Consider the following 17,991-nt stretch of genomic DNA (forward strand, 5'->3'; position numbering starts at 1 on the left):
TTTTTATTTAATTACGAGATAAAATCTCATCAATCATACCGTATTCTTTAGCTTTATCGGCTTTCATCCAATAATCTCTATCACTATCTTCATATACTTTGTCGTAATCTTGACCAGAATGCTTACTAATTATTTTATAAAGTTCTTCTTTTAAAATCAAGATCTCTCTTGCTGTAATTTCAATATCACTAGCTTGACCTTGAGCACCTCCTAATGGTTGGTGAATCATAACACGTGAATGTGTTAAACCACTACGCTTTCCTTTTGTTCCAGCACATAATAACACAGCTCCCATTGATGCTGCCATTCCTGTACAAATTGTTGCTACATCAGGTTTTATAAACTGCATCGTATCATAAATACCCAAACCTGCATAAACACTCCCTCCAGGAGAATTAATATAAATTTGAATATCTTTATTAGCATCCGTGCTCTCTAAAAACAATAATTGAGCTTGTATAATGTTAGCCACTTGATCATTAATTCCTGTACCTAAAAAAATGATTCGATCCATCATTAAACGTGAAAATACATCAAAAATGGCAATATTCATTTGACGCTCTTCAATAATGTTTGGTGTTAAATTAGTAGGGTACATGCTACTTATTATTTTATTGTAATAAGTGCTACTAATACCTTGATCTTTTATCGCGAATTTCTCAAATTCCTTTGCGTAATCCATAGTCTGTCTTGTATTTTATTTTGATTAAAATCCTGATTATCATCAAGATAAATTAAAAGCTTCTATTTATAGAATTCCTTTTGAATAAAAAGGCGCTTAAACCTAATAGATTTAAGCGCCTAAATATAAGCATTTATTCTTTACTTATTTATCTCCATAAACTTCTTTAACAAAGTTTTCATAGCTTAATTCTTTAACCTTAAGGTTTGCCTTTTCTTTATATAGCGCTAATAATTTTTGGCTTATTAACTGCTCTGAAATACGACGTGCCTCGTCTTGGTTTGATAATACACGTGCTGCTATACCGTCTAGCTCTTCATCTGAAGGATTCAATTGACCAAACTGTGCCATTTGAGCTTTAATCATCTCACGCGCATGTTCTTTGATGTCGTCCATCGTTACTTGAACATTATTCTCTGTAATTAATTTACCCTCGATTAACTGATAACGTAAACTCTTTTCAGACTTATTATATTCTTCCTTAGCTTGTTCTGCATCTATTTCTTTCTCACCTGCTGTTTGCATCCATTTTGTCAAAAATTCTGCTGGTAAATCAAACTTTGTATTTTCAACCAAATACTCAGTAATATCGTTTAATAATTTTTGATCTGCTTGTTGTACAAATTGCTTTTCTGCGTCTTCTTTTATTTTAGCTTTTAATTCTGTTACAGAAGTTACTCCTCCCTCTCCAAAAAGCTTATCAAATAATTCTTGATCTAGATCTGCTAATTCACGTTTATTAACCTCAGTAATTGTAAAGCTTACTTCAATATCTAAATCTTGTATATCATCATGTCCTAATTTTAAGGCATGCATTAAATCATGATTATCTTCATACAATCCTTTAGTCTTTAACACAACAACATCACCTACCTTAGCTCCAATAAATTGTTTTTCAGTAGCCTCTCCTTTAAACTTATCTAAAGTTAAAGTAACTGTATTATCAATTTCTTTTTCTTCATTCTTGTAAGCTCCGGTAATTTCGCTATCTTTTTCAACAGCATCCTGAGGAACTAATTTCCCATATTGCTTTTGAATACGCTCAATTTGTTCATCAATCATTTTATCATCCGCAATAATATTATATTGAGTGATCGTATCTTTACTTTTTAACTCAACTTCAAATTCTGGTGCTAAACCTAATTCAAATTCAAAAGAAAAACCTTCTGCATCCCAATCGATATCATCTTGTGGTTTTGGCAAAGGCTGACCTAAAACATCTAACTTCTCTTCAGTTAAATACTTATTTAAAGCATCTTGTAATAATTTATTAACCTCATCTACCAACACTGCTTTACCATATTGCTTTTTAACCATACCCATTGGTACGTGTCCTTTTCTAAAACCTGGAATATTTGCTGTTTTACGGTAATCTATTAAGATCTTTTCTACTTTATCACTATAATCTTCTTTAGCGATATCTACTTTTACTACAGCATTTAATGCATCAACGTTTTCTCTTGTAATATTCATTTTAATGATATAAAACCCTTTACAGGCATTTAACAAATGGTTTTTAAACCTAATATTTATGTAACCAAAATTGGGATGCAAAAATAATACATTTTTGCATCCCAACAAAGTTTTTAATTGCTTGATTTTACGTGATTTCCTTTATTGATTTTCAATAACCACATGTAACTCACATTTAGAATGATTTAGGTTCTATTATGAATAAAACACAAGTTTATTCTAAGCTATTTTTTAGTTTCTTTCAAAAGCGAATGCAGGAAGAATAATAGTATACTAAATAATAAAGCGATCCATATACTACCTATCGAAAAGCCATCAATTAATTTATCTGCCAATAAAACAATTAGCGCATTAATTATTAACAAAAACACCCCAAATGTTAGAATTGTTATTGGTAATGTTAAAACAACTAAAATAGGCTTAACCAACAGGTTTAAAACCGATAATACTACAGCTACAATAATAGCCGTAGTATAATTATCTACATTAACACCTGATAATACTTTTGAAAGAACTACTACTGCAAAAGCATTTAATAAAAGTTTTATAATGAGTTTCATTTGTTTATTTTTACTTAAATATACAAAATATAGCTATTTTATAAACTGCAGTACTGCCTTAAAAAAATCTTTTGGGTTCTCGGCATGTAACCAATGCCCAGAATTAGCTATAGTGGTAATTTCTGATTTTGGAAAATGATTTGATATTAATACTTCATCTTCAATACCAATATACTCAGATCTATCTCCTCTTAAAAATAAAGTCTCTTTTTTAAACATGGCATGAGCAGGCAAAGCTTCTCCAACTTCTGCAACTTCTTCTTTTAATATTTTTAAATTAATTCGCAAACCTAATTGTCCTTTTTCAACCCAATATAAATTTTTAAGCAAAAATTGACGAGTTCCAAAATCTGAAACATATTCACTTAAAACCTTATCTGCTTCTCCTCTACTTTTTAAAACATCAAAATCCATAGCACTCAAGCCTTCTAAAATACTATCATGATGCACAGGGTAAAATCTAGGAGAAATATCTGCAACCATTAACTTTGAAACTATTTCTGGATACTCAGCAGCAAATAGCATCGCTGTTTTCCCTCCCATAGAATGTCCTAGCAATATAATTTCAAACAATTTATGCGCATCACAATACGCCTTTAAATCTTTCACAAGCACCTCATAATTAAACTCATTATCATGAAAGCTTCGACCATGATTCCGCTGATCTACTAAATGAACCTGATTCCCTTGCTCACTAAATTGACGTCCAAGTGTTTTCCAATTATCACTCATACCTAGAAACCCATGAAGAATAACAAACGGGGAGCCTTCTCCAATTATATTTGAATGTAATAACATTAAGAACTATTATTTTTTATTTACCAATTAAAATTATTTACAAAATATTGTAAACTATTTTCCTTTACTTAAGCTTGTTTAAATACATTTGAATAACATTCTCTACTCCCAAATATAAACTTTCAGAAATTAAAGCATGTCCAATTGACACTTCTAATAAATCTGGAATATTTTCTTTAAAAAACTGTATATTATCTAATGACAAATCATGCCCCGCATTAATTCCTAAACCTAAACTATTAGCTAATGCCGAACTATCAATATAAGGTCTTACAGCCTCCTTATTACCTAAACCGTATTGATGCGCAAAGGTTTCGGTATATAGTTCAATTCTATCTGTTCCAGTTTCTTTTGCACCTTCTATTTGACTTAAAACAGGATCTACAAAAATAGAAGTTCTTATACCATTATTTTTAAATTCCTTAATAACATCAATCAAAAAGCTTTTATGTTTTACAGTATCCCAACCTGCGTTACTAGTTATAGCATCAATAGCATCTGGAACTAATGTAACCTGCGTTGGCTTAACCTCTAAAACTAATTTCACAAAAGAGTCAATAGGATTTCCTTCAATATTGTACTCTGTATAAACTTGCGATTTTAAATCACGCGCATCTTGATAACGTATATGTCTTTCATCTGGTCTTGGATGTATTGTTACTCCTTCTGCTCCAAAACGCTGAACATCTTTTGCAAATTCAACTACATTTGGCACATCACCACCTCTTGAGTTTCTTAAAGTAGCAATCTTATTAATATTAACACTTAGTTTTGTCATAGCACAATTTTAAAAAATAGAACTAATTTAATTTATTCACTTAAAAAAGAAAAGATCAAATTTGTTCTACAAAAATACAAAGTAGAACAGGCTTATATACTATTTTTTTGATTAATTTGCATTCCTATTTAAGAAGTAGAATTAAATAAGTTAAGAGCACTCATTTGATATAATTTTAGAAGAATTATATCTTACAGAATTAAAAATAGAAATACTGTGAAACTATCAGAATACATTATAAACGACATAGAACCATTAAACAATAATAGTAATATAAGCGATCTACAATTACTGTTTAATCAACTAACCTATTCACATATTCCTGTTAAAGATGATAACAATATATATTTAGGGTGTTTTTCTGAAACTGATGCTCATTGCTTTGAAAGTAACAAACTTTTAAGCGAATACCTATACGCTCTTGAAGATTTTTTTGTAAGAGACGCAACACTTTGGTTAGATGTTCTTGAAGCATTTGCTATAAACTCTACTAATATTATGCCTGTTTTAAACGAACAAAACGTTTACTTAGGCTATTATGAACTTAATGATATTATTAGCCTATTTAATGAATCTCCCTTTTTCTCTGAAACAGGCGGTATTTTAGTTATCGAAAAAGGTATTAATGATTATTCTTTTAGTGAGATTAGTCAAATAGTAGAATCCAACAACGGTAAACTTTTAGGGGCATTTATTTCTAAAATGAATACCGACTTGGCTCAAATCACTCTAAAAATAGGAAATACTGGTCTTAATGAAATTATACAAACATTTCGTAGGTATAACTACAACATAATATCTGGACATGAAGAAGACGGTTATATTGAAAACTTGAAACACCGCTCAGATTATTTGAAGAGATATTTAAACATGTAAACAATGAATCATCCATAATAAAAATTAGTTTCATAAAGAAAATGATTATTTTGGATGCACCATGTGACCTATAAAAAATAATAAAAACAAACACATGAAAGTTGCTATTTTTGGACGGTTTTATAATGAAGCCACTAATGTATCAGTAGAGACACTATTTAATTATTTGCTAAAAAAAGATGTTGATGCTTATATAGAAACTGAGTTTTTTAACCTCATAAAAAATGAATCCCCAAACATAAAAGATTATGCTTCTTTTAAGACATTCAATACATTAGACACTTCTTTTGATTTTCTTGTAAGCGTTGGTGGTGATGGTACTATTTTACGAGCTATTACTTTTGTTAAAGATATTGATATTCCTATAATAGGTGTTAACACTGGAAGACTTGGTTTTTTAGCAACCATACAAGTAAATGCTATAGAACAAGCTATTCAAAATATTATTGATGGCCACTACAAAATATCAGAACGCAGTTTACTTTCTATTGAAACTACACCAAAAAATGATGATATTACTTCTCTTAATTTCGCATTAAATGAAGTAGCAGTAAGCAGAAAAAACACCACTTCCATGATCACTGTTGAAACCTATTTAGATGGTGAATTTTTAACATCTTATTGGAGCGATGGCTTAATCGTTTCTACTCCAACAGGATCTACAGGCTACTCACTAAGCTGTGGCGGCCCAGTAATTACACCCGGTACTAATAGTTTTGTTTTAACCCCTATAGCACCTCATAATTTAAGTGCCCGCCCATTAATAATACCAGACTCAACCGAAATACAACTTAAAGTTAATGGTCGTGAAGAAAACCATTTAGTATCTCTAGACTCAAGAATTGCAACTCTTGATAATGGTACGCTAATTAAAATTAAAAAGGCCAATTTCAAAATTAAAATGATAGACTTACTAGATGAAAGCTTTTTAGATACGCTTAGAAAAAAACTACTTTGGGGAGAAGACAAGCGTAATTAGACAATAATTTTAAAGAAAATCTGTTTTACACTCATATCTAAATTTATTATTATTTTTTTGATTTGAATCGAAAACATTCTTTTTTTAACAAATGACAAAAAGTTTAGATCAGTTCTTTAGCTTAAATTACTCTAGGCTAATCTTATTTATTATATTTGCAAACTTTTGAATATTTATGAGGCATTTAACCATATTGATTTTAACCATTTTAAGCGTTCATTCTAGCTATGCCCAAATTAACGAAGTAGGGATTTTTGCTGGGGGCAGTAATTTTATTGGAGATATTGGTGCAACAGACTACATTTCACCCAAGCAATTGGCTATTGGTGGTATTTACAAATGGAATAGAAGTAAAAGACATTCATATAGAGCTTCTTTAATTTTTAGTGAATTAGAAGGCATTGACATAGATTCTGATGACCCTAGACGTATTCAAAGAGGCTATGAGTTTACAAGTAAAATTATGGAAATTTCATTAGGTATGGAATTCACATTTATGGATTTTGATTTACATTCAGGAAGAAGAGTATCAACACCTTATTTATTTACTGGTATAAGTGCAGCACATCATGACAATCATTATTTTTCTAATGGCCTACAAATTATAGATAACACATCCAGTTGGGCTTTAGGCATCCCTATGGTACTAGGTTTTAAAACAAACTTTACAGAAGGTTTTGTTTTAGGCCTTGAAGTAGGTGCTCGTTACACTTTCTCAGATAAAATTGATGGAAGTGTTCCAAATGATAAATCGAAACAATCATTAAGATTCGGTAACATAAACAATAACGATTGGTACGTGTTTTCAGGTATTACATTAACTTATACCTTTGGAAAAAACCCGTGCTATTGTGTAAATTAATATGGATTTAAAAGAAAGTATACATACTAAATCATTACCAAAACATATTGCTATCATTATGGATGGTAATGGTCGTTGGGCTAAACAAAAAGGTATGCTACGTGCTTTTGGTCATGAAAATGGTACAAAATCTGTAAGACAAACGGTAGAAACTTGCGCAGAACTTGGAATAGAAAACCTAACACTTTATGCTTTTTCTACTGAAAATTGGAATAGACCAAAATTAGAAGTACAAACTTTAATGAAGCTTTTAATCTCTTCATTAAAAAAAGAAATCGAAACCCTACAAAAAAACAATATAAAGCTTTCTGCTATTGGCAATTTAAGCTCACTCCCAAAAAAAGTCTACAAAGAACTTTCTGAAGTTATAGATAAAACAAAACATAACAGCAGAATGACTTTAACTTTAGCCTTAAGCTACGGCTCTAGAGAAGAAATACTAAACACTGTTAAAGAAATTAGTATTAAAGTTAAAAATAGTATAATTTCGCCCGAAAACATTGATGAATCCATTATAAATGAGCATCTTTACACCCAAAATTTACCAGATGTAGATTTACTTATAAGAACAAGTGGGGAACAACGCATAAGCAACTTTTTATTATGGCAAATAGCCTATGCAGAATTATATTTCACAAGTGTACTGTGGCCAGACTTTACAAAGCAACATTTGTATGAAGCTATTATTGAATATCAAAAAAGAGAACGACGATTTGGGAAAACAAGTGAACAACTTAGTTAATATAAACATTTTACCTATAACTACATATTTAAAACACTGCTTAGCAATACTAATATTTGCAAGTAGCATTTTTAGTATACAAGCTCAAGAATTACCATACAATACAGGTAAAAAATATACTCTAGGAGATATTACTGTTTTAGGTAATACGAGTTTTAGCGAACAAACAATAATCACCTACTCTGGCTTAAGAAAAGGAAAAGAAATGACCATTCCTGGTGAAGATATTAGTGCTGCTATAAAAAAATTATGGAGTTCAAAGTTATTTAGCGATATAGAAATTTATATTACTAAAATAGAAGGTGATGTCGCATTTTTACAAATTAGACTATCAGATTTACCTCAACTTAATGAACTAAAGATTAATGGTGTCAGAAAAAGCAAAACTGAAAAAATAATTAAAGAGAACAAGTTAAATAAAGGGGTTAAAGTAACTGAAAACTTAATAACTACAACAAAAAATTACCTAACAAGAAAATACAAAAAAGAAGGTTTCTTAAATTCTAAAATACATATAAATACCATAGATGTTAAAGACTCTATTCAAACAGCTAGAGTTAATATGGTTCTTAATATAGATAAAGGTGAAAAAGTAAAAATTAAAGATATAGTATTTAATGGTAATAATGTTTTAAGTGATAAAAAGCTAAGAAAAAGCATGAAAAGCACTAAAAAAATTAACCGTATTAGAATATTAAAACGTTCTAAATTTATTGATTCTGCTTACCAAGCAGATTTATCAAACATAATAAATACTTATAAAGAAAACGGATATAGAGATGCAAGAATACTATCTGATAGTATTATAATTAATAATAACAAAACTATATCCCTACAAATAAATGTAAACGAGGGAGAATTATACACCTTTGGAGATATTACTTTTATAGGGAATACAGTATACAGTGATGCTCAATTAAATAGATTATTACGTATCAAAAAAGGAGATACATATAATGGCGTTTTATTACAAAAACGAATTGCAGACGATTCTAAACCTGATGCTTTCGATATAACAAATCAATATCAAAATCATGGCTATTTATTTTCTAGCATAAATGCTGTTGAAGTAAGTGCAGATAATAATGTTATCGACATGGAAATAAGAATTTCTGAAGGGAAACCTGCTTATTTTAATAATGTATCTGTTGTTGGAAACGATAAAACAAATGACCATGTTATATACAGAGAAATTCGTACACGACCTGGGCAATTATATAGTAAGGCCAATGTTGTTCGTACTGTTAGAGAACTTGGTCAACTAGGGTTTTTCGATGCACAAGAAATCACACCAAACTTTAATAACCCAAATCCTGTTGAAGGTACAATTGACATGGAGTATTCTGTTAAAGAAACAGGATCCAGTCAAATTGAACTACAAGGTGGTTACGGAGGCGGTGGTTTTATAGGTACTCTTGGATTATCGTTCAACAATTTTTCTATAAAAGATATTTTCAAAAAAGATGCATACAAACCAATTCCTTCTGGTGATGGTCAAAAACTAGCATTGCGTTTACAAGCAAGTCGTTTTTATCAAACCTATAGTTTTTCATTTTCAGAACCTTGGTTAGGAGGTAAACGTCCTGTACAGTTTACGACATCATTATCTCATACAAAACAATTTAGATTTAACCCTTCTACAAGAAATGCTGATAAAAACCAAAGCTTTAATATTACAGGAATTACATTTGGTTTAGCAAAACGTTTATCTGTTCCAGATGATTACTTTACACTATCGCAAGCTGTAAGTTATCAACGTTATGATTTAAACAACTATAATACTGGGTTATTTACCTTTGGAGATGGTTATTCTAACAATTTATCGTACACCATTGGTCTTAGCAGAAACAATACTAGTGTAGACCCTATTTTCCCTACTGGAGGTTCTAGCTTTTCAGCTAGTGCTAAATTTTCTATCCCTTACTCTTTATTTAATGGTGTAGATTATAGTACTCTAAAAACTGAACGTGACGAAAAACAAGTCTTATTATCAGATCCAAATCAAAGCGCAGATGCTAGAGCAAGAATTTCGGAAATAGATCAAGAGCGTTATAAATGGTTAGAGTTTTATAAAGTAAAATTTAAAGGTGATTGGTATACCCAGTTAGTTAAAAACCTAGTATTAAAACCAAGTGTAGAATTTGGCTTTTTAGGTGCATATAATAACGACAGAGGTATTATCCCTTTTGAGCGTTTCTTTCTTGGTGGCGATGGTTTAGGTAATTATAGTTTAGATGGCAGAGAATCTATTCAATTACGTGGATATCCAAATCAGTCGCTTGCTCCATTAGATGAAACTGGAAGACCATCTAACGATGGAGGAACGATTTACAATAAGTTTTCTTTAGAACTTCGTTATCCAATAACCCTAAAAGCTTCTGCTAAAATTTATGCATTAAGCTTTTTAGAAGGTGGTTCTTCATATAATAATTTTAAAGACTTTAATCCATTTAATGTAAACCGTTCTGCTGGTTTAGGTGTTCGTATTTTTATGCCTGCTTTTGGTTTATTAGGGATCGATTTTGGACATCGTTTCGATGATATTCCAGGAACGCCAGGATCCAGCAATAATTGGGAAACTCACTTCATTATTGGACAACAATTTTAAGTATAAAATTATTTTGGCACGATATTTTCTAATAACACTTTGATGATTTGCATGGGAATTGAAATTTTTCAGATTAAAATTCGTTAATTTTGAAAAGCAAGATTTAAAAGGGCAGAAAAATCATCTGTCGTTTTAGAATTTACAAACCCATAAATTATAAAATATTAAACAGATGAAACGAGCATCATTAAAAAAAACAAAGTTTAAACAAAACAATATATGCGAGTTAAATGTGGCAAATAATAGAAGCATTTTTAAGCTCATGAAAAACAACGTTCTTTTTTTACTGATATTAGCTTTTATGCTAAGCCTTTCTTTACATGCACAGCGAGGTGTAAGAATTGCTTATATAGATACTGAATATATTTTAGAAAAAGTTCCTGAATATCAAGAAGCAACTTTGCAATTAGACAAGAAAGCTCAAAAATGGAAAAATGAAATTGATACTAAACTAGCGACTATAGAGCAAAAACGAAAAGATTTAAGTAATGAAAAAGCACTTTTAACAAAAGAGCTTATAGATGAACGTGAAGAAGATATTTTCTTTGAAGAAAAGGAAATACTAGATTACCAACAAAAACGTTTTGGTCCTAATGGTGATTTGTTTATTCAAAAAAGACAATTGATGCAGCCTATTCAAGATCAAATTTTTGCAGCAGTTCAAGATATGGCTACTGGTAGGAAATATGATTTTATTTTTGATAAATCGTCTGATGCTGTAATGTTGTTTTCAGCAAAACAATTTGATATAAGTGAACAAGTATTAAGAAGTATAACTAGAACTTCAAAACGTAAACAAGCAAAATCAAAAGCAGAACGAAAGGCTGCTAATAAAGAAGAGTTAATTCCAGAAATTAACGAAGAATTAGAATCTAGACAAAAAGCTTTAGATGAAAAGAAGGCTAAAAGAGATAGTGCTGTTGAAAAACGAAGGCAAGAAATTTTAAATGCTCGTGAAGCAAAGAAAAAAGAAGCAGAAGCTAGACGTCAAAAAATAGTAGAAGATAGAGAAAAAGCAAAACAAGCAAAACTAGATTCTAGAAATAAAACCACAAGTCATCCTGTTATAAGCGATGATGAAACAACATCCAAACCAACTGAACAAACAAAAACAGAAGGGGATGGAAAAACTCAAGCTCAACTTATTGAAGAGAACAAACAAAAGAAATTAAAAGAAAGAGAAGCTAGAAAAAAGGCTTTAGAAGCTAGAAAAAAGAAAATTTTAGAAGAAAGACAAAAAGCCAAAGACAGTTTAAACAAAAACAATTAATAATTTATAACACATTAATACCATTTAAAGATGAAACACTTAAAAACTCTTTTATTAGCAACTGCATTATGTATTGGGACGGTAAGTTTTACACAAGCGCAAAGCAAAGTTGCTCATATAAATACTCAAGAATTAATAGCTGCAATGCCAGAAGCTAAAGCCGCACAAACTCAACTTGAGACTTTAGGTAAAACATATGAAACAGATATTAAAGCATCTATTACAGAATACCAAAATACAGCAAAACAGTATGATGCAGAAGCATCTACTAAAACAGATGAGGAAAACCAAAAAAGAGGTTTAGAATTACAAGAAAAGCAACAACGTATTCAACAATTTAGAGCAGATGCTCAAAAAGATTTAGCAAAAAAAGAAGCTGAATTATTTAAGCCTATTCAAGAAAAAGCAATGAAAGCTATTAACGATGTAGCTAAAGCTCAAGGTTTCCAATATGTTTTAGATAGAGCTACTTTAATTGTAGCTGAAGGAAAAGACATTTTAGCTGATGTAAAAAAGCAATTAGGTATATAAATTATATTATCTAAATAAAATATATTTAAAGCTGTCTTTTAAAAGGCAGCTTTTTTATTTTTGTTACATTATGAATAAACAACCTATTGGTATTTTTGATTCTGGAGTTGGAGGCACTTCTATTTGGAAAGAAGTTTGTGAGCTTTTACCATATGAAGATACCATATACCTAGCCGATAGCAATAACGCCCCTTATGGGCCTAAAGGCAAAGAAGCTATTATTAACCTAAGTATTAAAAACACAGAATTATTACTAGAAAAAGGCTCTAAAATTATTATTGTAGCCTGCAATACAGCAACGACTAATGCTATAGATTATTTAAGAGAAACTTATAAAGTCCCTTTTATTGGTATTGAACCCGCCATAAAACCTGCTGCTTTACAAACTAAAACAAATGCCATTGGTATTTTAGCGACTAAAGGCACATTAAGTAGTGAATTATTTTCTAAAACCTCTGGATTATTTGCTAGTCATGTAAACGTTGTTGAACAAGTTGGAGAAGGTATTGTTCAATTTATTGAAAGTGGTCAATTATATTCAACCGAAATGAAGTCCCTTCTAAAGGTATATTTAAAACCTATGATAGACGCAAATATTGATTATTTAGTTTTAGGTTGCACGCACTACCCTTATTTAATGCCTTTACTAATTGATTTATTACCTGCTCATGTTAAAATTATAGATTCTGGCGAAGCTGTAGCACGACAAACAAAAGCTATTTTAAATAAACATAACTTAATTAATACTAAAAACAGAACAAGCATAAGTCAACTCTATACAAATCAAGATCCCAAAGTTATGACTGCCCTTTTAGACTATAAATTTGATGTTAGTTATTTAGATTTTTAATTAATATCTTATTTCTCTTACTAATGAAACTTCTTAAGAAACTATAATCATTCTTTAAACCAGCCAGAATATTTAATATAATTATCTGCTATACGATTTATTTGACCAGAAATAAGCTCTTCACTAATATCCTTAACCTTTTTAGCAGGCACACCTGCATAAACACTTCCTGTTTCTATTTTAGTATTTTTAGTTACCACAGCTCCTGCCGCAACAATACTATTACTTTCTACTACACATCCATCCATAATAATACTTCCCATTCCTACTAAAACATTATCATGAATTGTACATCCATGTACCAATGCATTATGGCCTATAGAAACATTATTACCTATAGTTGTGGGTCCTGTTTTATAAGTACCGTGTATTACAACACCATCTTGTATGTTAACTTTATTACCTATTTTTATATAATTAACATCTCCCCTAACTACTGCGCTAAACCAAATACTACATTGGCTACCTAAACTTACATCTCCTACTATGGTAGCATTTTCTGCTACAAAACAATCTTCTGGTATTTGTGGTAACTTTCCTTTTACTGGTTTTATTATTGGCATAATTAAGTATATTTTTATTTTCTAAAAAAGAAAATTTATTATTTTATCTATTTAAAGTACGATAATAATTGTGATTTTTTTGATGCAGATACCATAACTTCTTCTCCATTACTAAGTACAACACTTCCTCCTTTTCCTTTTACATATTTAACAACTTCATTAACATTAACTAAATATGATTTATGAACTCTGGCAAAACATGAATCTTTTAAAATATCTTCAAAATGCTTAAGTGTCTTACTTACTAGTTTCTTTTTACTGTCGTTAAGATATATTTCTGTATAATTATCGTCTGCTTTGCAATATAGAATATCTGCTGTGTTAATAATTTCAAAGCCTTCTAACTGCGGTATGGTTATTTTACCATTAACACTATTAGTTTTAGGTATAAGTACCTGATCTTGTAACGCATCTTCTTTAGTTCTTATTTCTGTAACATAATCTACAGCTTTTATAAGCTCGTCTATAGAAATTGGTTTCATTAAATAATAAGATGCATGTGCATTTAAGGCTTCCACTGCATAATGATTATAGGCGGTTACAAAAACGGTTTCAAAATTAACATCTCCTACCTTATCTAATAAATCAAAAGCATTACCATAAGGCATTTCTACATCTAAAAAAACTAAGTCTAAATCATGATTTCGTATAAGTATTAAAGCATCTTCTATATTAGATGCCTCTCCTATAACTGTGACATTTGGACAATACTTTTTAAGATAATTTTTAAGTATTTCTCTACTATTCTCTTCGTCTTCTACTATTATTGAAGTCAATTTCATATCCTGTAAATTAAAAGTTAGAAGCACAATCTTAATAGGCTTCTATCTCTATTTATTTAATCTCTTTTAAGCGTTACAATTACTTTTGTTCCTGTATCTTCTTCGTCTTGAAAATTATCAATAAACACGTCTACTTTATCTTTATACATTTCATTTAAAATAGAAACACGCTTTTCAATATTTCCCATTCCTTTAGAATTTTGTTTTTGTTGATGCTCCGTTTTTAAAGCTTTAGATTTTTCTCTACCTATCCCATCATCCGAAATAACAATATTAATTTCATCTGTATTCGTTTGTTTAATAGCTATTTCTAAATGCCCTTTTGTTTTCTTATACCTCAACCCGTGCCATACAGCGTTTTCTATATAAGGCTGTAAAAGCATAGGTGGTATTACAAAATCTTGTACATTAATATTTTCATCTACAGTTATATTATAATCAAACTTATCCTGAAATCTAAAATGTTCTAATTTAGTATATAATTCTAGAAGTTTAACTTCTTTTTCTAACGAGATAAAGTCTTCTTCACTGTTTTCTAAAACAGCTCGCATTAACAATGAAAAATCTGTGAGATATTTATTTGCTGTTCGCTCGTCATTTAATGCTATAAAACTATTTACCGAATTTAAAGCATTAAAAATAAAATGCGGATTCATTTGACTTCTTAAACTTTTTAACGCAAGTAAATTATTTGCTAATCGTTGCTGCTTAATATATTTATACATTAAAAACGCTGTAACGATCAACAATAAAAGCCCGCCTATTAATGAATAAATAATAAGTTTTTGACGTTTGGTTTGTTCCTTTGATAGTTGATATTTACTTTCAGACAAAGCTCTATCTCCTTCTAAACTTAAAATTCTATTTTGCTTATTTACAATATCCTTACTAAATCTTGCTGCTTGCGAGATTTCTTGTTCTTTTTTAGTGTATAACTTATCAACTAAGTCTACATAATCTTGATACGCTAATAAGGCTTTATCAAATTGCCCTGCGTTTCTATATATTTCAGATAATTTCCTAGTGGCATCTTTTTGCACAACTAAATCTTCTTTACTATCAGCTTCAATTATGCTTCTTTCTAAGTAAGGAATCGCATTTTTATAATCACTTTGGGAGGCATAAGCTTTACCTATTTTATAATTTTGCTTTTGTGGTGTTAAAGCACTTTCATTATCAAAAGCCGAATCGTTTTCTATCTCACTAATAGTATTCAATGCTTGTTTTCTTAATTCAATTTCATCGGAATAGTTATTAATTTCATTTTGAAAATCGGCTACTTTTACTTTCTCCTCAACGGCGCGTTTTTTATTCTGCGAATTTGCCAACCCCATAGATGTATTAAAATACACTTTGGCCTTTTGAAGCTCCCCTTTTTTATTATAGCTCTGAGCTATTTTAGAATTTAAATCAGTTATTTTGGGAGTAATTATATGCTTTTGGGCTACTTTTAATCCCTTTTCATAGCTATTAATTGAAAGGTTATAAGTTTTAGTTAAAAGATACACGTCTCCAAGTCCTTCATAGAGTTCTACCAATTGCCAATTTGATAAACTCTCTGTATTAATACTGTTATAGGTTTGAATACTTTCTTGATAGTTTTTATTTTGCTTGTAAGCCTTTGCTAGTTTTAATCTAACAAAACTAGTGACTAGATTTTGTATACTAACTCTGTAATTTGAAACTGCCAAGTCATATTGTTTCCAATGCATATAGATATCACCTAAAACCTCATAAGCTTCACTATTCTCCTTTACAGATTTACTCTTAGAAAGTGCTTCTCCTGCGAATTGAATACTTTTTTTGGCATCTTTTTTTAAATATGCTTCAGCAGAGTCTATAAGAAACTTGAATGATTCAATATTTGAAGACCTTAATCTTTTTTTATATTTATAATATTTAGACTCCTTTTTATCTAGGTTAGGTTCTACCTCTACTTTAATACGTTCATTGTTTTGAATAATATAAAATACAGTTTCAAAATCTTTATGTCGTATAGTTAGCTCATCTCCCTTCCTTGCCTCAATTCTAAAATCTCCAAACGCATCTGTTATAGTATAAGCACCTCCATTAACTTCTATATTTACATTTTCTATAGGTTTATTTGTATCACTTTCTACTACAGAACCTCTTACTGTAAAAGTTGTTCCTTGATTTGAAACCGAATTATTGTCTTGCCCAAACAAAAAAGTAATATTGAATGAGATACACAAAAACCATATATATTTGATAATCGTCTGCATGCTTTATTTTATAATAGATAAACTTACGTACTTTACTTGGTATATTAAAATGATGGTTTTATAAAACCAGTAGTTTATATATATAAAAGCCTCACTTAAACACTCATCTGTTCTGTTTACTCAATCAAAAGCTCATTTAACTCATTCACCTTTTTTTAAGAAATAAGTTGCTTATAGATTTACAGTAATTATTAAAAACAAAACTCATGAAAACATATTTTAAAATACTTGTATTCTGTATAGCTCTAATTGGGTTTACATCTTGTAATGCTAATAATAAGAAACAAAACATAGCACATAATCAAACTAAAACAACTTACCCAGAATCCAACAAACAATTTATTAAAGTGGCTCTCTTATTAGATACCAGTAATAGTATGGATGGATTAATTGATCAAGCTAAAGCCCAACTTTGGAATATTGTTAATGAACTGTCTTATGCTAAATGTGGTAATGTAAAACCTAATTTACAAATTGCATTATACGAATATGGTAATGATAGATTAAATAGTAATGAAGGCTATATTAGGCAAGTATTAGCCTTTAGTGACGATTTAGACGACATATCGAAAGAACTTTTTTCTTTAACAACAAATGGTGGTGAAGAGTATTGTGGACACGTTATTCAAACATCATTAAATCAATTAAATTGGGGAAAGAACCCTGATGATTTAAAGCTCATTTTTATTGCTGGAAACGAACCTTTTACTCAGGGTAAAATAAATTATAAAGATGCATCTACAAACGCTAAAGAAAAAGATGTAACAATAAACACTATTTTTTGTGGTGATTATAACCAAGGTATTTCAACATCATGGAAAAATGGAGCACAATTAACAAATGGTGATTATATGGCTATAAATCAAAATAAAGCTACTGTACATATCCCATCTCCTTATGATGATGACATTTTAATATTAAATCAAAAATTAAACAAGACCTATATAATCTATGGAAAAAAAGGAAAAGAAAAGATCGCTTTACAAGCAGAGCAAGACTCTAAAGCGCAAAGCTATAGTAAAGCCAATGCTGTTAGTAGGACAGTAAGTAAAAGTTCTCACTTATATAAAAATAAAACATGGGATCTTGTAGATGCTGTCGAACAAGAAGAAGTAGCTATTGAAACTATAAAAGATGATACTTTACCAGATGAATTAAAAGGAAAAAGCAAAGCTGAAATTAAAACTTATGTTATTAAAAAAAGTAAAGAACGTGAAGCTATTCAAAAAAAGATTCAAGAATTAAATAACAAACGTAAAACATTTATCTCAAACAAAAAAAAGGATAAAAACAATGGTTTAGAGGGTGCTATGACAAAAGCCATAAAAGAGCAAGCAAAAAGAAAAAAATATACCTGGAACTAATAAAAAAGGCGTCAAAAATTATAATTTTTG

At 30.0% G+C, this 17,991-nt stretch carries 17 protein-coding genes; 9 read left to right on the forward strand and 8 right to left on the reverse strand.

Annotated features, from left to right (window positions below; translation table 11 throughout):
* Positions 1–7: 7 nt before the first annotated feature.
* From clpP to A8C32_RS01060, 5 genes are all read right to left on the reverse strand, one after another.
* A complete protein-coding gene (clpP, locus tag A8C32_RS01040; protein WP_069828598.1) occupies positions 8–682 on the reverse strand; it encodes an ATP-dependent Clp endopeptidase proteolytic subunit ClpP in 675 nt (224 codons plus the stop codon).
* Between the two features lie 144 nt (positions 683–826).
* On the reverse strand, positions 827–2,155 hold the full coding sequence (gene tig / locus A8C32_RS01045) for a trigger factor (protein WP_069828599.1): 1,329 nt from the start codon (positions 2,153–2,155) through the stop codon (positions 827–829).
* Between the two features lie 224 nt (positions 2,156–2,379).
* Entirely contained in the window at positions 2,380–2,715 is a 336-nt protein-coding gene (locus A8C32_RS01050) for a phage holin family protein (protein WP_069828600.1), read from the reverse strand.
* A 33-nt stretch (positions 2,716–2,748) separates the two neighbouring features.
* A complete protein-coding gene (locus A8C32_RS01055; RefSeq protein WP_069828601.1) occupies positions 2,749–3,513 on the reverse strand; it encodes an alpha/beta fold hydrolase in 765 nt (254 codons plus the stop codon).
* A gap of 64 nt (positions 3,514–3,577) precedes the next feature.
* On the reverse strand, positions 3,578–4,291 hold the full coding sequence (locus tag A8C32_RS01060) for a pyridoxine 5'-phosphate synthase (RefSeq protein ID WP_069828602.1): 714 nt from the start codon (positions 4,289–4,291) through the stop codon (positions 3,578–3,580).
* 216 nt (positions 4,292–4,507) lie between these two features.
* Here A8C32_RS01060 and A8C32_RS01065 point away from each other — a divergent pair, with 216 nt between their 5' ends.
* The 8 genes from A8C32_RS01065 (at position 4,508) to murI (ending at position 13,009) form a co-directional block, all read left to right on the forward strand.
* Positions 4,508–5,167, forward strand: coding sequence for a CBS domain-containing protein (locus A8C32_RS01065; protein ID WP_069828603.1), 660 nt, complete (start codon positions 4,508–4,510; stop codon positions 5,165–5,167).
* Between the two features lie 94 nt (positions 5,168–5,261).
* Positions 5,262–6,146: an NAD kinase gene (locus A8C32_RS01070; RefSeq protein WP_069828604.1), complete on the forward strand. Its 885-nt coding sequence runs from the start codon at positions 5,262–5,264 to the stop codon at positions 6,144–6,146.
* A 175-nt stretch (positions 6,147–6,321) separates the two neighbouring features.
* The gene (porG, locus tag A8C32_RS01075) at positions 6,322–7,008 is read left to right on the forward strand and encodes a type IX secretion system protein PorG (protein WP_069828605.1); all 687 of its coding nucleotides are present in this window, start codon (positions 6,322–6,324) and stop codon (positions 7,006–7,008) included.
* Between the two features lies 1 nt (position 7,009).
* The gene (gene uppS / locus A8C32_RS01080) at positions 7,010–7,750 is read left to right on the forward strand and encodes an undecaprenyl pyrophosphate synthase (RefSeq protein WP_069828606.1); all 741 of its coding nucleotides are present in this window, start codon (positions 7,010–7,012) and stop codon (positions 7,748–7,750) included.
* A complete protein-coding gene (locus A8C32_RS01085) occupies positions 7,683–10,358 on the forward strand; it encodes a BamA/OMP85 family outer membrane protein (protein WP_083253201.1) in 2,676 nt (891 codons plus the stop codon). The genes uppS and A8C32_RS01085 overlap by 68 nt, the downstream gene beginning before the upstream one ends.
* A 172-nt stretch (positions 10,359–10,530) precedes the next feature.
* Positions 10,531–11,628 (forward strand): OmpH/Skp family outer membrane protein, encoded by a 1,098-nt coding sequence (locus A8C32_RS01090; protein ID WP_349267219.1) that lies wholly within the window; start codon positions 10,531–10,533, stop codon positions 11,626–11,628.
* 30 nt (positions 11,629–11,658) lie between these two features.
* The gene (locus A8C32_RS01095) at positions 11,659–12,159 is read left to right on the forward strand and encodes an OmpH/Skp family outer membrane protein (RefSeq protein WP_069828607.1); all 501 of its coding nucleotides are present in this window, start codon (positions 11,659–11,661) and stop codon (positions 12,157–12,159) included.
* 70 nt (positions 12,160–12,229) lie between these two features.
* A complete protein-coding gene (gene murI, locus A8C32_RS01100) occupies positions 12,230–13,009 on the forward strand; it encodes a glutamate racemase (RefSeq protein WP_069828608.1) in 780 nt (259 codons plus the stop codon).
* A gap of 47 nt (positions 13,010–13,056) precedes the next feature.
* Here the strand turns inward: murI and A8C32_RS01105 are convergent, their stop codons facing one another.
* Genes A8C32_RS01105 through A8C32_RS01115 form a run of 3 tightly spaced genes read right to left on the reverse strand, consistent with a single transcriptional unit; the run spans position 13,057 to position 16,597 of the window.
* Positions 13,057–13,572, reverse strand: a complete 516-nt coding sequence (locus A8C32_RS01105) for a gamma carbonic anhydrase family protein (protein WP_069828609.1) — start codon at positions 13,570–13,572, stop codon at positions 13,057–13,059.
* A gap of 47 nt (positions 13,573–13,619) precedes the next feature.
* Entirely contained in the window at positions 13,620–14,354 is a 735-nt protein-coding gene (locus A8C32_RS01110) for a LytR/AlgR family response regulator transcription factor (RefSeq protein WP_069828610.1), read from the reverse strand.
* A 56-nt stretch (positions 14,355–14,410) separates the two neighbouring features.
* On the reverse strand, positions 14,411–16,597 hold the full coding sequence (locus tag A8C32_RS01115) for a histidine kinase (protein WP_069828611.1): 2,187 nt from the start codon (positions 16,595–16,597) through the stop codon (positions 14,411–14,413).
* Between the two features lie 206 nt (positions 16,598–16,803).
* Between A8C32_RS01115 and A8C32_RS01120 the strand changes: the two genes are divergently transcribed.
* On the forward strand, positions 16,804–17,961 hold the full coding sequence (locus A8C32_RS01120; RefSeq protein ID WP_069828612.1) for a vWA domain-containing protein: 1,158 nt from the start codon (positions 16,804–16,806) through the stop codon (positions 17,959–17,961).
* Positions 17,962–17,991 lie beyond the last annotated feature (30 nt).

Source organism: Flavivirga aquatica (assembly GCF_001747085.1).
GTDB classification, from domain to species: Bacteria; Bacteroidota; Bacteroidia; order Flavobacteriales; family Flavobacteriaceae; genus Algibacter_C; species Algibacter_C aquatica.

Excerpts from the sequence above, each read along its gene's own strand:
- murI (WP_069828608.1), top strand. The coding sequence starts at position 12,230 with ATGAATAAACAACCTATTGGTATTTTTGATTCTGGAGTTGGAGGCACT.
- tig (WP_069828599.1), bottom strand. The coding sequence starts at position 2,155 with ATGAATATTACAAGAGAAAACGTTGATGCATTAAATGCTGTAGTAAAA.
- porG (WP_069828605.1), top strand. The coding sequence starts at position 6,322 with ATGAGGCATTTAACCATATTGATTTTAACCATTTTAAGCGTTCATTCT.
- A8C32_RS01085 (WP_083253201.1), top strand. The coding sequence starts at position 7,683 with ATGAAGCTATTATTGAATATCAAAAAAGAGAACGACGATTTGGGAAAA.
- A8C32_RS01090 (WP_349267219.1), top strand. The coding sequence starts at position 10,531 with ATGAAACGAGCATCATTAAAAAAAACAAAGTTTAAACAAAACAATATA.
- A8C32_RS01110 (WP_069828610.1), bottom strand. The coding sequence starts at position 14,354 with ATGAAATTGACTTCAATAATAGTAGAAGACGAAGAGAATAGTAGAGAA.
- clpP (WP_069828598.1), bottom strand. The coding sequence starts at position 682 with ATGGATTACGCAAAGGAATTTGAGAAATTCGCGATAAAAGATCAAGGT.
- A8C32_RS01115 (WP_069828611.1), bottom strand. The coding sequence starts at position 16,597 with ATGCAGACGATTATCAAATATATATGGTTTTTGTGTATCTCATTCAAT.
- A8C32_RS01120 (WP_069828612.1), top strand. The coding sequence starts at position 16,804 with ATGAAAACATATTTTAAAATACTTGTATTCTGTATAGCTCTAATTGGG.
- A8C32_RS01095 (WP_069828607.1), top strand. The coding sequence starts at position 11,659 with ATGAAACACTTAAAAACTCTTTTATTAGCAACTGCATTATGTATTGGG.
- A8C32_RS01050 (WP_069828600.1), bottom strand. The coding sequence starts at position 2,715 with ATGAAACTCATTATAAAACTTTTATTAAATGCTTTTGCAGTAGTAGTT.
- A8C32_RS01060 (WP_069828602.1), bottom strand. The coding sequence starts at position 4,291 with ATGACAAAACTAAGTGTTAATATTAATAAGATTGCTACTTTAAGAAAC.
- A8C32_RS01070 (WP_069828604.1), top strand. The coding sequence starts at position 5,262 with ATGAAAGTTGCTATTTTTGGACGGTTTTATAATGAAGCCACTAATGTA.
- A8C32_RS01105 (WP_069828609.1), bottom strand. The coding sequence starts at position 13,572 with ATGCCAATAATAAAACCAGTAAAAGGAAAGTTACCACAAATACCAGAA.
- uppS (WP_069828606.1), top strand. The coding sequence starts at position 7,010 with ATGGATTTAAAAGAAAGTATACATACTAAATCATTACCAAAACATATT.
- A8C32_RS01055 (WP_069828601.1), bottom strand. The coding sequence starts at position 3,513 with ATGTTATTACATTCAAATATAATTGGAGAAGGCTCCCCGTTTGTTATT.